General features: G+C 40.4%; 11 protein-coding genes and 1 pseudogene. 9 read left to right on the forward strand and 3 right to left on the reverse strand.

What is annotated here, in order from left to right; all coding sequences use genetic code 11:
• Positions 1 to 163: 163 nt before the first annotated feature.
• Complete coding sequence (locus tag FCR06_RS09425) at positions 164 to 940, forward strand: ABC transporter ATP-binding protein (protein WP_138498899.1); 777 nt, start codon at positions 164 to 166, stop codon at positions 938 to 940.
• 227 nt (positions 941 to 1,167) lie between these two features.
• On the opposite strand, the gene FCR06_RS09430 is transcribed toward FCR06_RS09425, so the two are convergent.
• A complete protein-coding gene (locus FCR06_RS09430; protein ID WP_138498901.1) occupies positions 1,168 to 1,830 on the reverse strand; it encodes a GIY-YIG nuclease family protein in 663 nt (220 codons plus the stop codon).
• A 160-nt stretch (positions 1,831 to 1,990) separates the two neighbouring features.
• Between FCR06_RS09430 and FCR06_RS09435 the strand changes: the two genes are divergently transcribed.
• Entirely contained in the window at positions 1,991 to 2,923 is a 933-nt protein-coding gene (locus FCR06_RS09435; protein WP_138499191.1) for a carbohydrate ABC transporter permease, read from the forward strand.
• Here the strand turns inward: FCR06_RS09435 and FCR06_RS09440 are convergent.
• Positions 2,910 to 3,422: a GNAT family N-acetyltransferase gene (locus FCR06_RS09440; protein ID WP_138498903.1), complete on the reverse strand. Its 513-nt coding sequence runs from the start codon at positions 3,420 to 3,422 to the stop codon at positions 2,910 to 2,912. The two genes, FCR06_RS09435 and FCR06_RS09440, sit on opposite strands and share 14 nt — an antisense overlap.
• A gap of 262 nt (positions 3,423 to 3,684) precedes the next feature.
• Here FCR06_RS09440 and FCR06_RS09445 point away from each other — a divergent pair, with 262 nt between their 5' ends.
• The 7 genes and pseudogenes from FCR06_RS09445 to FCR06_RS33475 all read left to right on the forward strand — a co-directional run.
• Positions 3,685 to 5,517: a tetratricopeptide repeat protein gene (locus FCR06_RS09445; protein WP_138498905.1), complete on the forward strand. Its 1,833-nt coding sequence runs from the start codon at positions 3,685 to 3,687 to the stop codon at positions 5,515 to 5,517.
• Between the two features lie 632 nt (positions 5,518 to 6,149).
• Positions 6,150 to 6,818: a pentapeptide repeat-containing protein gene (locus tag FCR06_RS09450; protein ID WP_223280088.1), complete on the forward strand. Its 669-nt coding sequence runs from the start codon at positions 6,150 to 6,152 to the stop codon at positions 6,816 to 6,818.
• 780 nt (positions 6,819 to 7,598) lie between these two features.
• The gene (locus FCR06_RS09455) at positions 7,599 to 8,645 is read left to right on the forward strand and encodes a pentapeptide repeat-containing protein (protein ID WP_223280094.1); all 1,047 of its coding nucleotides are present in this window, start codon (positions 7,599 to 7,601) and stop codon (positions 8,643 to 8,645) included.
• Positions 8,646 to 9,245: 600 nt separating this feature from the next.
• Complete coding sequence (locus tag FCR06_RS09460; RefSeq protein WP_138498911.1) at positions 9,246 to 10,271, forward strand: helix-turn-helix transcriptional regulator; 1,026 nt, start codon at positions 9,246 to 9,248, stop codon at positions 10,269 to 10,271.
• 118 nt (positions 10,272 to 10,389) lie between these two features.
• Positions 10,390 to 13,059 carry a TonB-dependent siderophore receptor gene (locus FCR06_RS09465; RefSeq protein ID WP_138498913.1) on the forward strand — a complete coding sequence of 890 codons (2,670 nt, stop codon included), beginning with the start codon at positions 10,390 to 10,392 and terminating at the stop codon, positions 13,057 to 13,059.
• A 23-nt stretch (positions 13,060 to 13,082) separates the two neighbouring features.
• Positions 13,083 to 14,177, forward strand: coding sequence for a PepSY-associated TM helix domain-containing protein (locus FCR06_RS09470; RefSeq protein WP_138498915.1), 1,095 nt, complete (start codon positions 13,083 to 13,085; stop codon positions 14,175 to 14,177).
• Positions 14,178 to 14,311: 134 nt separating this feature from the next.
• Positions 14,312 to 14,464: pseudogene (locus FCR06_RS33475) on the forward strand (IS1 family transposase); the annotation flags it as partial.
• A gap of 189 nt (positions 14,465 to 14,653) precedes the next feature.
• On the opposite strand, the gene FCR06_RS09480 reads toward FCR06_RS33475, so the two are convergent.
• Positions 14,654 to 15,928 (reverse strand): M20 family metallopeptidase, encoded by a 1,275-nt coding sequence (locus FCR06_RS09480; RefSeq protein ID WP_138498919.1) that lies wholly within the window; start codon positions 15,926 to 15,928, stop codon positions 14,654 to 14,656.
• Between the last annotated feature and the right edge of the window lie 290 nt (positions 15,929 to 16,218).

Raw genomic sequence — 16,218 nt, forward strand, 5'->3', positions numbered from 1 at the left:
AAAAAGAACCTTCTGCCTTCTTGAACAGAGTTACTGTTAAACCCCTACTTTTACGGTAGATATATTAAAAGCGATCGCTCGTCCAATCTGGAATTTTCTTTAAACAGCGATCGCTTCTGTAAAAATGGTGTTTACTATACCTTTGATTTTTGAATTTCTGCAAATGCCACTCGAACTGCAAAACCTCACAGGCGGTTATACAACACTACCAATTGTCAAAGACATTAACCTCAGCCTGCAAACAGGAGAATGGTTGAGTTTAGTTGGTGCTAATGGCTCAGGTAAGTCTACCTTACTCAAATTGCTCAGTCGAATTCTTCCTCCACAGCAAGGAACAGTGCTACTTGATGGCAAAGCGATTCATTCTCAACCCCCAAATTTAGTTGCACAAAAACTAGCATTCTTACCTCAACAACAAATAGTTCCCGTTGGCTTAACAGTGCGACAATTAGTAAGTTTAGGACGCACTCCACATCAACCTTGGTGGAAATGGGAATTAGATAGTGGAGATTGGTTAAAAGTTGAGGCTGCAATTCAAAAGACGCAACTAGAAAAATTAAGCGATCGCTTAGTCGAACAACTTTCAGGCGGTGAAAGACAGCGGGCTTTTTTAGCTTTAGCGCTAGCTCAAGAACCAAAACTTTTATTATTAGATGAGCCTACAACTTTTCTGGATATCAACTATCAGTTGCAACTTTTGGAACTGCTCAAACAACTGAATCAGCAACAGGAATTAACTATTGTCACAGTTTTACACGAACTAAATTTAGCAGCACGATATAGTTCTCGCATTGCATTATTAAAACAAGGTCATATTTGGCAAGTTGGTACGCCTAAAGAAGTTATGACACCAAATGCGATCGCCCAAGTTTTTGGTGTAGAATCAGTGATTATTCAGACACCTGTTGGATTACAGGTTTGTGCTATTTCTGCTATTTAAAGCTGTAGCCACACCCTTTAGGAGAAAATGACAAGCGTGAATGCTAGAAATAATAGTTCTACCTCCAGCAAGAACTGCCTTCTATCTCCTGCCTCCTGCGATAAAATCATACTCTGCTAAATTTAGCATTATAAAAATCCCTCTCGCTGATTATTGAGAGGGATTTAAGTTTTCAACTGTAAATAATTTCAATCCTCAAAGGATGTTTGAACTTATGCTAAAGTTGCCTAAGACTTAGTTTCTTGGGTCTGTGCGTCGATAATTACACTCCAATCATCATTTTCTACAGCTGCTTCGAGTTGACGCTGACGTTCTGTTTCACTAAGATCTGTTGTTTGTGAGTCTTTAGAAACAGTTGTGTCAGCCATTGCTTTTTGCAGTTTTAGCTTTTTCTCCTCGTAGGCTTGGCGTTCAAGCTCAGACATTACTGCCTTAGCAACTTCACCTACTGTGCTAGCCCACATTGTGCTTTCAGCAGCATTACCAGGAGGTGCGTTTTGGAGTTCTGCTATCCATGCATCTCGTAAATCTTCCATTTCTTGACGCTTCGGGAACTTAAATGGTTGCACGCGTACAAAAGCACACTTTTGTTTGCCATTTTGGTGAAGATGGCCATTTAAGGAAAGCAACACATTTCGAGAATAGCCAATGTACTGAGTGCGACCTTCTATATTTAATACTGCGTAAACACCTGCAATTTTAGTGTTCTCAGCAGCTGCACACCAAGCTTCAAGGGACATAATTTCAGTACTATTGTTTGTTAATTCACGAGTTATACTCACCTCAGAGGTAGCATGTTCGTCATCGGAACCATACAAAAAGTCATGTAGTCCCTGATGATTTGTAGGGACATTTTGATGTTCAATTGGTAGATTGGGTTGAGTTTCCATGGCTGTTTATCTCTGAATTATTAATTTATAATGTCTACGACGAGCTTTACTTACATAAGCAAATATATGCCCTTAAAATATTGAAGCTTAAATCGACTTACATCTCCAAATCTTAATTATGAGAAATTCTGACAAAGTAAAAATAACTATTAAACCTTTACTGAATCAATTAATACCTAAAAGATGGATATTAATTAAACAGCGACTAACTCCTTATTTATTTTTATTACCTGCCTTACTTATTTTGGGGTTAACTGTCTTTTGGCCTGCACTGCAAGCGTTTTATCTTAGCTTTACTAGCTATGAAGATATTGCCCAAGCGCCGCAATGGATAGGTATTGCCAACTTTCTCAAGCTTTGGAAAGATGCAGTTTTTTGGAAAACTTTGGAAAATACTTTTTTATATCTTATAGGTGTAGTACCAATTTTAGTAATTGCTCCCTTGGGGCTAGCAATTTTGGTAAATCAAAAACTCCAAGGAATGAATTGGTTTAGATCTGCATACTATACACCAGTAGTGATTTCAATGGTAGTTGCTGGGATAGCTTGGAAATGGTTGTATGCAGAAAATGGATTACTCAACCAATTATTTAAATCTTTGGGCATTATTTCAGAAGCTATTCCTTGGTTAACTAGCCCAGCTAAACTTTTTGGTATTGTACCAATCTCTCTTGCGAGTGTCATGGCTGTTACTGTGTGGAAAGGGCTAGGCTACTATATGGTAATTTACTTAGCAGGATTACAATCAATTCCTGCTGATGTGTATGAAGCCGCAGGAATTGATGGCTCTGATGGTATTAGAAAACATTGGGATATTACCATACCTTTGATGAAGCCGTATTTAGCTTTGGTGGCTGTAATTTCGGCTATTTCTGCTACTAAAGTCTTTGAAGAAGTGTACATCATGACTCAAGGAGGGCCACTCAATAGCTCGAAAACAATTGTTTACTACCTGTATGAACAAGCATTCACCGATTTGGAAATTAGCTATGCTTGCACAATTGGACTCGTACTATTTTTGATAATTTTAGGATTATCAATTTTGCGATTAGCAGTCAATAAACAGGGAAACGATAATATCACAATCGAATAATGCTTTGGGGATACCAATCTGCTCGGTTCAGGCGATAAACCAAGCAATCATCATCGCCAAATCGTCGACGCTCTACAAACTTAAAGCCAAGACGTTCATAGAAGCGGTGAGCGCGAGTATTGCTCACCAAAGGGTCGATGAGTACAGCCGTCACTACTGGTTCGGCGAAACATCGAGCCAAGGCAAGCTGCATCATTTTCGTTCCATAGCCTTTGCTTAAATTAGACTCTTCCCCAATCCAGATATCAATAGCGCGAATATTTGCTGCGACATCTCCCCAATAATGACTATCCTCCTGTGCCGGATCGATAATCTGGATAAAACCGATGGGACGACCTTCAATCTCAGCAATCAATTGCTCCCTCCAATCCGGGGTACGACCGAGTTCAACCCTCCAGTTCCAATCATCATTCGGGTCTGAGGCAACCACATGGGCTTGTTTATCCCAGTGTTGCAGGAGAGCCAAGTCAGCTAAGGTAGCAGCGCGTAAGTTCATCATTCTATTTTTACTTGTTTTTGCCAACGAAAATCATGCAATAGTACCGATAAATGTGCCGGAACGGCAAAGTTATGCTTACAGTCACAAGAAATTAGTTTTCCACTTTCTAGCTGTTCGCTTGCCCAATTAAATTAAACTTGATCGCCAGATTGCAACCAAAAATCCCAGCAATAGGCACAATAGTAGTTGAAATGATTTTTAAATCATTTTATTAAAAATCCCATACTTAAAAGTTGGGGGATATCATTAGTCAAAAAATTATATGAATGCGGAAGATTTTTTTTATCAAGGATTTAACAATAACTTGCAAGGGGATTATCAAACAGCGATTACAGCTTACACCCAAGCAATTAATCTCAACCCTAAGTATGCCGAAGCCTACCATAATCGAGGGATTATTTTAGGTAGTCAACTCAAAGATTATCACAGTGCGATCGCTAACTTCAACCAAGCAATAGAAATCAATCCCAATTTGGCTACAGCTTACTGTCACCGCGCAAATGCACGCTACTTTTTAGGAGATTATGAAAAAGCGATCGCCGATCATCACCAAGCATTAGCAATCGACCCCAATCTCGCCCAATCTTATCACAGTCGGGGAAATGCCTACTTTGCCTTAGCAGACTACGACAAAGCGATCGCCGACTATATCCAAACAATAGAAATTAGCACCCAATTAGCTGATAACATCAATATTGATATTGCCAATGCCTATCACAATCGCGGTGTAGCTCGTCTTGATCGCGGCGATTCTCAAGCAGCAATCGCAGATTTTCAACAGGCTTTACAGTGGTATCCCCATTTTGCCGCAGTTTACAGCAATCGGGGTAATATTCACCAAATATTAGGAAATTATCACCAAGCGATCGCTGATCATAACCAGGCATTAGAATTAGATCCTAACTTGGCAGAGGCTTATCATAACCGAGGTAATGCCTATTATGCTTTAGCAGACTATGAAAGTGCCATTGCAGATTACAACCACGCCTTAAAAATTAACCCCAACTTTGCTAGCGCATATTACAATCGGGGTCTGGTTTTGTCTCACCTCAAAAACTATCAAGCAGCTATTGAGGATTTTAACCAAGCGCTCAAACTTAATCCCGATGATGTGCAAGCTTATTATGAGCGGGGTCTGGTACGTAGCATTCTTGACGACTATCAAGGAGCAATTGAAGATTATGACCGAGCATTACAAGAAAATCCGACTTTAGCTTTAGTATACGGCTTTCGGGCAAATGCTCTGCGCCGATTGGGAGATTATCAAGGTGCAATTGAAGATAGTAATCGCTTATTACAACTCAATCCTAATTTAGCTGAAGGATATTGCGATCGCGCGGCGGCTCGTCGTTCCTTAGGAGACCAAAAAGGAGCAATTAAAGATTACGATCAGGCATTGCAAATTAATCATAACTTAGCTGTAGCTTATTATGGTCGGGGTATCGCTCGTGAAGCTTTGCAAGATTTTCCAGGAGCAATTAATGATTACACTCAAGCTATAGAGTTGATTCCAGACTTTTCCCCAGCTTACTGCAATCGAGGCAATGCTCGTCGTCTTTTAGGAGATGAACTCAAAGCAATAGCAGATTATGACAAGGCTTTAGAAATCAATCCTGATTTAATCGAAGCATATTATAACCGCGCTTCTGTCCGCTACGCTTTAGAAGAATATGAAAGTGCGATAAAAGACTATACCCAAGCTTTGCACATCAATCCTCAATCTGCTGTATTTTACAGCGAGCGGGCTAATGCCCGCTACGCCATAGAAGACTATCAAGGTGCGATAAAAGATTATACTCAGGCAATTGCGATCGACCCCAGCTTTGCTGAAGACTGGTACAATCGGGGACGTAGCTATTCTCTGTTAGAAAACTTTAACTTAGCCTTAGCAGACTTAAACCAAGCTCTACACCATCAACCTCATTGGACTTCAGCTTACATCCTTCGAGCAGATGTTTATCGAAATTTGGGTAACTATCAACGAGCAATTGCCGATTTCCAAAAATCCGCAGACTTGTATTATCAAGAAGGAAATACCGAGTATTATCAACAAATTATTCAGCTAATTGAACAACTTAGTAATTCTAATTTGTAGTTTTTATACCCTCAGCGTTTGATTGATTTATCATTTTGCAAACAACTAAATCCCTGATTTATTAAATAAGTCGGGTATCTGAGGCTTGGGATTTCGGCAAAATCAAATATAATTTATATGTATTACTTACAAAATTATCATGATTGTGATTAATTGTTAGTGAAGAATAATTAATTGCAAGTGCAACTGATGACTGATGATGGCAAGCAGCATATACAGTAGTTTGTAACTAAATAAGATACAGCTATAAGGATTTACAAATCAAATTATTCCTCTTTCTCCAGCATAGCTGCCAACGCTCTCTACGAGACGCGCAAGGGATGCGGACACGGCTTAGCTGCGCTATCCTGCCTCAAAACCAGTGATTTTATAACTTATGCAAAAGAAAACTGCTGTATGCTATTTACTATTTACTATTACTAAACAGTTATATTATCTATTTAGTTGATTACGTTAATATATTCAAATATTGACCTTGCATGAAACAATACCTTAGACAAGTAAATTGTTAAAAACCACTATAAGTATTTTAATATGTTAACAGTAATTATTAATGCTTTTCATATATGAGAGATATTATTCCAACAAGTAACAATCGGTTAGTAAAAATATTTCTTAAGACATATAATTTTGTGGCAATCCTTCAAGTAATTCAGCAAAAATCACTAAAACAGCGTTTAAAAATAGCAATAGAGTGGTTAGGTAATAACACAACGGAAACCAGTGTAGCTATAATTGATGATTTAGAGCAAATTGCCCATAATCATCCACAATACCACTGGATAATCATGGAAATTCTGACTAATTTTATCCGGAAAAATACTTCTTACATCTCCCAAAAGCAAGTTATCACTAACTCCTCAGTAAAAGTTCGTGAAGATATTCAAGCAGCTCTTACAGTTATCGCTAGAAGAGATGTAAACAATGACCCAGAAAATCAGCAGCTTGATTTGAGTTATACGGATATCAGAGGAGCAAACCTAAATGGAGCTAATCTAGAACAGACAAATCTTTATCAAACTAATCTTGGTGGAGCTAACCTAATAGAAGCCAATTTAGAAGGAGCAATCCTCAGTGCAGCTAATTTAGAAGGAGCTAACTTATATTCAGCTAATCTCAAAGGCGCAATCCTCAGTGCAAGCAACCTCCAAGGGGCTAACCTCCAAAGAGCGAACCTGCACCATGCCAGTTTATATCTAGCAAAGCTGCATGGAGTAATTCTCGATGATGCCATACTTGATGGCGCAAACTTCAGGGGAGCAGAATTTTCTGATTCAAAGGGTGTAGGGGACAGGGGGTAGGGTGTGGGTAACCCACGTTTTAAAACGTAGGATTGTAACAAAGATATTGTTTTTCTCGCCCTGTCCCCTTAAAACATCTTTTTTAAATATAGCTGTGATATCAAGTTCAGCTCATTACTTACAATATGGTTAGTCTTTTTGGGAATCTGCATATTTGGTGGGGGCTTGTACTCTCTTTAATTACGAATTACATAGCTTGCTTCTCGCCGAAGGCGAGTATTACGAATTAGTAATTATTTGGTCATGGCTGAGTTAAATGACTGTTGTGACCATATTATAATTTTTTGCTAAATGCTATACTATTTTGTCCAAATAACTAAGTAATAATTCTAGGTTGTAAGGAAAATTTTTACCATGTCTTCAAAAAAGACAGATACTTTGTTGAATTGGTTGATAACTATAACAGTTATATTTGCTGGCTCATTGACTGTAATTTTCTTCGTATTGTCCAGTATTAAAGAATTATCAATTCAGGAGAAAATTCAGTATAGAAACCAAGCCTTAACAACCACTGCAATAGTTTTTCTAGCATCGGCAGCAATGTTTAATGCTTATTATGCAGCAAAGCGTGCCGAAGCTTTGCACAAAAATGCGATCACAGCTGAGAAAAATCTCGAAATTGACATTCAGAATGCGAAACTCAATCAAGATAAATTGATTGCCGAACGCTTTATGGGAGCAATTGCCCAGCTAGGACATGAAAAAGTTGAAACTCGCACAGGTGCAATTTATGCATTAGAAAGAGTTGCTCAAGATTTTCCAAAAGAACACTGGACAATCATGGAAATCCTCACTGCCTTTGTACGAGAAAATACACCAATTCTCCAAGCAAAACAAGAGCAACAGCCAGAATACTCTCCAGCAGTTTACTCAAATAGGCGTAAAGGTGGGTCACGTTCAACACAGCAGTTGGATCCAAATTTCCATCAAGAAATAGTAAAAATACGCACCGATATTCAAGCAGCGTTAACTGTAATCGCCAGACGTAATTTACTTGAAGATCCAAAAGACCAGAAACTTGATTTACGTAATACCGATATCAGGCGAGCAGATTTAGTGGGAGCTAATCTGCAACAAGCTGACTTACGGGGAGCAGACCTGAGTGGGGCTGATTTGCGCAGTGCAGATTTATCTGAGGCTGACCTCAACGGCGCAAAACTCGTTCGCTGTATTCTCTATGAAACTAAATTGCTCAAAACGATCCTGTATGGAGCCGACCTTTGTTGGGCTAACCTCAACCGCGCCAACCTCTGTGGTGCAAATCTGCGTTCAGCTAATCTTTTTGGAGCAAGTCTGCGTGCAGCAAATCTGCAAGGAACAAACCTCTATAAAGCAAACTTGCAACAAGCAACCTTGAAAATTGCCAACCTCTCTGGAGCAAAGCTGTTTTTAGCAAACTTGCAAGGAGCAAAACTTGGTAAAGCTAACTTGCACATGACTGGTTTGATTGGTGCTAACCTCTCTGGGGCTAACTTAAATGGTGCTAACCTTTCTGGGGCTAATTTGAATGCAGCCAAACTTCAGCAAACAGAAGTTTATTTTGCCAACTTCTCAGAAGCCACCCTAACCGAAGCAGACTTGTATCAAGCAAACCTGATCGGAGCCAACCTTCAAAAGGCAACCTTTTATCAAGCTAACCTGACTCAGGCAAATCTCATGGGAGCTAACTTTTCCCAAGCTAACCTCAGTGATGTGAAACTCGAAGGAACAATTTTGACAGGAGCAAAAAACTTAGAGTTGCAGCAGATTAAAAAAGCTGTTGGCGATCGCACCACTCGCCTACCTGATTCTATGGAACCGCCCACCCATTGGCGACAATCTGTGTAAGTTATACGATTTTCGATTGGGAATCCCTTGCGCATCTTTTTTAATTTGAGTCCATCTCTGGCAATCATTTTTCAAATTGGGATTACCTCAGCATCAAGTTAGTTATCTAAGCGTACATCTACCAGTTTCACTTACTCTTGCATCTTCCGCGACAAAGTTCCAGTTTATTAATCCCTTATTATCGGCGATCGCACTTTATACGTGCTTGTAAATGTTCTCTATGTGTGGGACTTGCACAATTAATTCTATTTATCACTGGCTTCATAATGTGGCGGTATCGCAAAACACCTACGATTAATTTACCCGCAGAAGCCATGTCTACCGCAAGCTGTACCACTTCGTAAAAGGAAGCTACGCCTAGCGTCTTTGACAGGAGAAGCAGGAAGGCTTGAAGAAAAGGGACATTTTTAATTTGTCAGTTCTGAAATAAGATGGCTTTGTCCGCCGCACGCATCACAATAACTAAAAGCCAAATTCAAATTTTGCAACGCCACAATAGCAGTTACAGTCATCCTCTTAATGCATTTGATAATCGCCTCACTACCAGCCAGACACTGTACTATATGATACTTAGGATAAAATCTCAATAAATCACAAAAAATGACTCTGTTTCTTTCAGCAAGAGAAGCTCATCACCAACAGCAAAATACTACTCCAACCTCTGAACTTACAAAAACCAACTTGTTTACTGGGTATCAAGTAGTGTTGGACGATCCAAAAAAACAAAGTTGGGGCTATGAACAGACAACGGTTTTCCCTACAGGTATCTACTTGCTAGTAAAACAGTATGACTTAGCGGAGGATTTAATTGTTGAGACAAAAGGTGATAACCTCCCCCTGATGGAATTTAGTTTTGCTGTTATCGGAGACAACCAAACGGAAATGATACCTGCAGGACAAAATTTTACAGCAACTTATTTTGATTCGCATCAAGAAATTCTTGGTAGTGGATTTTATTGGCAGGCTGGTCAATGCATTCTGGAGGTAGAAATCGGGATCAATCCACAGGAATTCTTTTGCAGAGATGAAGTTAGTGGCTTAGACTTTCTACCCAAATCACTCCAGTTGTACCTAGAAACTGACAACATATCCTTTCTCAACTACTTTCGCATCGGGCAAACTACACTCGAAATGCAAATTATTTTGCATCAAATAGTTAATTGTCCTTTCCAAGGTTTAATTAAAGAAATTTACTTGCAAGCCAAATGTCTAGAATTAATGGCTCTGAAATTGGAACCCGATACATCTGGGGAACGGGAATTGATCCGATCGCGCATTTTGCGAGGAGATGATATCGACCGAATTTATCACGCTAGAAAAATTTTAATCTCCGATTTTGACAACCCACCTTCATTGTTAGAATTGGCGCGAAAAGTAGGTTTGAACGATTACAAACTCAAAATCGGGTTCCGTCAGGTTTTTAACACAACAGTATTTGGCTATTTATGGGCATACCGGATGGAAAAAGCCAGAACACTGATTATGAGTCAGCAAATGACCATAAAACAGGTAGCTAAGGTAGTAGGTTATGACTGTTCTAGTCGTTTCGCTGTGGCTTTTAAAAAGCGCTTTGGCATCCTACCAAGTCAATACTTAGATAAATTTCTTGTTGCCAAAAACACCTAAAAAAATCCGTTTCGGCATATAGCTTGAGAAAGTTTTTCACTATAAATTCCCCTATGCTGTTGATAATAAATCCCATATAAAGATTGTTGTTTGGGATACTGTGGTGTGTGTGAGAGAAATGAGCAAGCAAACATTCAAAATCTTCAGTTGCAGACTGGAGTGGTTGATACTTTTTACGGTTTTGGTGGTTCAGCCAGCCAAAGCCCAAGATATTCCTAAATTTGATTTATTCGTTAATCGGCTTCGCCCAGCGAAAACAATACAAGAAGCGAAGCCACCTCAAGCAACTAGGAAGATTCGACAATTAAGCCAAATAGAACCTGTTATTACCAGCGCCCAAATGTTACTGGTACAGTCCCCAACACCAAACAACCTCCCTAATCAAGGGAGTGAAGTTGTGCTGGTAACGGGAGTAAAGGCAAATCCTACCAATCAAGGCGTGGAAATAATTTTACAGACGACTAAGGGGCAACAGCTGCAAGTTATAAATCGCAGTATTGGTAATAGCTTTATCGCTGATGTTCCTAATGCTCAACTGCGTTTACTGTCGGGTGAAGCCTTTACATTCCGCTCCACTAAACCAATTGCAGGTATTACTGAAATAACAGTTAGTAATTTTGATGCCAGTACTATTCGAGTGACAGTTATTGGTGAAGCAAGTGTACCAGCAGTTGAGTTGTCTGACAGTCCAGACGAGGGTCTAATCTTCTCTGTGGCTAGTGCTGCATCTACGCAAAACCGCACCCCGCCAGCGCCAGGGTCACAACAAACCCAGCCAGAGCAACCAACAGCCCAGGACGATCAGCCGATCGAATTGGTAGTCACAGGTGAACAGGATACAAGATATAATGCGCCAGATGCGTCAACTGCTACCAAAACTGATACACCACTGCGGGACATTCCCGGTTCAATTCAGGTAATTCCTCAAGAAGTGATCCGTGATCAGGGTGCAATCAGCGTCAGAGAAGCAGTGCGTAATGTCAGCGGTGTTACCTATAGCAGTTCATTTGGTAACCGTGGAGAGAGTTTTACTGTTCGGGGCTTTGGTGCCGAGCCGTTCTTGAATGGATTTCGCGGTGAAGGCTTTTCGCGTACCCAAGAGGAGAGTGCAAACATTGATCGAATTGAAATATTGAAGGGACCTGCATCCATTCTGTATGGACGGGTAGATCCATCGGGAATCATCAATCGCGTTACCAAGAAACCGCTATTCGATCCTTTCTACGAATTGAATTTTACAGCCGGAAGTTATAGTTTTTACCGTCCAACCTTAGACTTTGCTGGTCCACTCAACGATGAGAAAACATTAGCATATCGTTTGAACATTGCCTACGAGGATGCAGGAAGTTTTCGCGATCGCGTGCAAACTGAACGATTCTTCTTTGCACCATCTTTTACCTATCAGTTAGGCAAAAATACGAGCTTAAATCTAGATGTATCATATCTGAGAGACGCACGACCGATTGATCGGGGACTGGTGGTACTGAGTGACAATAAAGTTCCTAATATTCCAATCGGTCGCTATCTGGGCGACCCAACTAGGCAGGAAAAATTCACCCAAACTCTAGCAGCCCTCTATCTCGACCATCGTTTTAATCCTAATCTCTCGCTCCGGTCTTTATTTCGTTATACCGCAAGTACTGAAAGTGGTCCCGGTGCTACTCTACAAATCTTCGGTGATACAGAAGACGATCGCACCTTTGAACTGGGCAATTCTATTGGCGATCAATATTATGAAACTTACTCCTGGCAAAATGACCTAACTGCCAAAGTCAAAACCGGAGCAATTCAACATACGGTATTGTTGGGCTTAGAACTCACACGACAGCAGAGCTTTTTCTCTGCTAGAGATCGTTCGGCTGGATTCATTGATGTTTTTAACCCCAACTATAACTTTACTTTTGGTGAGTTTGATCCCTTGAGAACTGGTAATGATGTCACCGAGACTTTTGGTATCTATCTGCAAGATCAAATTACTTTGCTGGATAACCTTAAACTGCTGGTAGGTGGAAGATTTGATACCTATCACTATGAATCCACTACCAACGATGTTGCAAATGCACCCGACAACGCAGATGCATTTACCCCACGTGTAGGTATTGTTTATCAACCGATTCAACAAGTGTCACTTTACACCAGCTATAGCCAGTCTTTTACCCCTAATAGCGGTAGAAGTATCAGCAATCAACCGTTTGATCCCCAACGTGGTACAGGCTATGAAGTTGGAGTCAAAACAGAGTTGCTTAATGGTCGGTTATCTTCAACGCTGGCTTACTATGATACGAAGCTGAAAAATGTCCTCACTGACGATTTAGATAATCCTGGCTATTCACTTCAAGTCGGTGAACAGCGCAGCCGAGGTATTGAGTTTGATATTGCAGGTGAAATTCTTCCAGGTTGGAAGGTGATCGCATCCTATGCTAATACCAATGCAGAAATTACCAAAGACAACACATTCGCGATCGGCAATCGACTCAATAATGTGCCGCGCAATGGTGGCAGTTTATGGACAACTTACACCCTGCAAACAGGTAGTTTGAAAGGATTAGGCGTTGGATTTGGGGCATTTTTTGTCGGTGAGCGAGCAGGAGATTTAGAAAATTCCTTTGTGCTTCCCAGTTATACTCGCTTGGATGCAGCACTGTATTACCAAAAAGATAATTTGCGAATTGGGCTCAATTTCAAGAACCTCTCTGACATTAGGTATTTTGAAGGGTCGCAAGGTCGAGTTCAGGTTATTCCAGGCGCGCCCTTTATCGTGCAAGGTACGATTTCATATTCATTTTGATTGGTACAGCAGGAGTATCCACTATGACATCTAAAACAGTACGTAAAGTGATCTTTGGTTTACACCGCTACATCGGGTTAGCTGTCGGACTGATTGCGATTATTATTGGTTTAACTGGTAGCTTGCTGGTCTTCCAATCCGAAATTAGTGATTTTCAACGGCATAACCAGATTGGGACAATTACACCTAAAGGAGAAATGCTGCCGATCGAGATGGTTCTAAATACAGTCAAAAAGAGCTATGCCAGCCAACCCGATGCCAAGCTCAACCGAATTTATGTGCCGACAAAACCAGATGAACCATTTGATGTCATCTATGTAATCAAGGAAAATGATTGGATTGACAATTACGTTCATCCTTATACAGGAGCAATTCTCAGTAATAGCCTTAATCCCAACTCTATAGACCGCTTTTATAAGGTTATTTATGAACTCCACTACAGTCTGCTAGTAGGCGATATTGGATACAAAATTGTTGGCACTGTTGGTTTACTGGTGTGCATTTTAACGATTACAGGAATATTTCTTTGGCCTGGTTGGCGTAAACTTATTGCAGGCTTCAAAATCAAGCTTGATGCTCATCCCAAGCGAGTGAACTTTGATATTCACAAAGTTGCTGGTGTAATTGCAGGTGTGTTTCTTTTGTTCACATTTTTCACAGGTTTTTGCTGGAATTTTAATGAATTTAGTGAGCCTCTGATTCGGGCAATCACCTTTAGTTTCAAGCAGGAAGCTGTTTCTCAACTTATCCCTGGTAAGTCTCCTCTGAAGCTTACTGAGCAACTAAAAACCGCTCAAGCTCAATTACCCAGTGCAGAACTCAGAAGCGTTTATTTTGCTCAAAAACCAGACAGGGCTTTAATGATTCGCTACAAGTTTCCTCAAGAAATAGAAGACGGTGGAAACAGCTATGTCTATCTCGACCAGTATAGCGGCAAGGTTTTGCGGGTGGATAATGCTTTAAAACCGTTATTGGGCGATCGCATCCTCAACTCTTTTGACCCACTCCACTACGGTACTTTTGGTGGCTTACCCACCCGCATTCTCTATGTGTTTGTAGGACTTGCGCCGTTAATCTTATTTATTACTAGTTTGGTAATGTGGCGGTATCGCTATTAAGCGGCGTTGCATAATAGAGGGATGAATTGAGGTGATCTACTGTGCAATGTCCATACTGCGGCTCTACGGAAATCAGAAAGAATGGGAAACGTAAAGGTAAACAAAATCACATTTGTACTCATTGTTATCGCCAATTGACACGGGTGGAAAATGAAAATACTCGGTTACGTCATTATCTTGCACGCTTTCACTGTAAAACTTTACGCTATTCCAAATCAGAAGAAATGCTAAGATACTTAATTAAATTATTACTTTATCTCTTAAAGTATGAAACTGTACCCACATAAATTAATTCATCCTTTGATTCAGCAACGCCCTGATTTAATAGCTTGCTTAGATAAGCAAGAAAGTAATTAATTTCAAGTGTCTATCAACTGTATAAATCAACACTCAGTTTTAAATATTATAAACATAGCGGTAATAATGACTGTCAAGTTGCAAGACACTGTAATTCAAAACATCTAATTTCTACTCACTCAACTAAAAAACTTCTCTACGCATCTGACAAACATCTCCACACCCATTCCCAACGCCGTCTCATCAAAATCAAACCGGGGATGATGATGCGGATAAGCCAAATCTTTTTCTGCATTCGCAGAACCCAAAAAGAAATAGCAACCAGGTACCTCTTCCAAGAAAAATGACATATCTTCAGCCGCCATAGTTTGGCATTCTGGCACAATTCCCACAGGAGTTTGTACCACTTCTTCTGCTACAGACTTTACCAATTCTGCCATCTTCACATCATTAATTACTGGTGGATAAAGTGACCAATAATCTAAGTCATAATTTGCACCTTGACTCTGACAAATTCCGGCGATAATCTGCTCAACCCGCTGATGGAAAAAGCCTTTAAAACTCGGATTAAAATACCTAATAGTGGCACTCATTGTTGCTGTGTCAGCAATTACATTCCGCTTGGTTCCAGCATGAAGTTCACCTACTGTTACCACAGCCGAATCAATAGGATTTACATTCCGAGCGACAATAGTTTGCAAAGCATTGACAATTTGAGCAGCAACGACAACGGAATCCACAGTTTGATGAGGTAGTGCGCCGTGTCCACCTTTACCCAAAATTGTACAGTTAAAGCACTCCACAGCGGCCATCAAGGCACCACTACGAACTCCTACAGTTCCCAAAGGCAAATTATTCCACAAATGCAAACCGATAATTGCATCAACATCAGGATTTTTCAGCACCCCAGCTTCAATCATCGGCTTTGCGCCTCCTGGCGATTCTTCCGCTGGCTGGAAGATAATTTTCACCGTACCTGAAAAGTCTTGACGATGCTGTTGCAGATAGTAAGCTGTACCTAAAGCGATCGCAGTATGTCCATCATGTCCACAAGCGTGCATTACTCCATCATGCTGTGATTTGTAAGGTACTTTGTTAAGCTCTTGAATTGGCAAAGCATCCATATCGGCTCGAATTGCCAAAACCTTCTGTGTGCTGAGTGGAGAGACACGATTAATCGCGTCTGTACAAAGTTGATTAATCGTTTCTGTTGCGAGTTTGTTACCCTTGATAGTGGCGACAATACCAGTTTGGGCAATACCAGTTTGATGCTCAATTCCCCATTCTTGCAATTTTTGTGAGACAAACTCAGCAGTCAGTTTTTCCTGAAAACCCAACTCTGGTTGTTGATGTAATCGCCTGCGCCACTCTATCAATTGCGGTTGCAATGAGCGAATTGAAAGTCGAATTCGAGATAGGTCAACAGAAGAGGGGTTTGGAAAAGTGGAAACCATTATCAAGACAAGGTAGTTTACAACAGAGCTAACTCGGGTTATTTTCTTACTTTAACGTGAGTTTGACGAGTCTCATAGCCTTTACGCATCAAAGCACAAATTCAGTAGGTCGGCGTAAATAATGATTCTTGGGATAAGACAGGGAGCAGGGGAGAGAAAGAGTTTGAGCCTTATTTACTTTTATTTATACAGTTTGGTTTTATTGCGCCGACTTACTTAATTGCTATTTGGGACTTTATACCTAAAGCAACTGACAAACAAAAAATATGCCACTGTTTACACTCAACGCT

Source organism: Nostoc sp. PA-18-2419, assembly GCF_005869855.1.
Taxonomy (GTDB): domain Bacteria; phylum Cyanobacteriota; class Cyanobacteriia; order Cyanobacteriales; family Nostocaceae; genus Nostoc.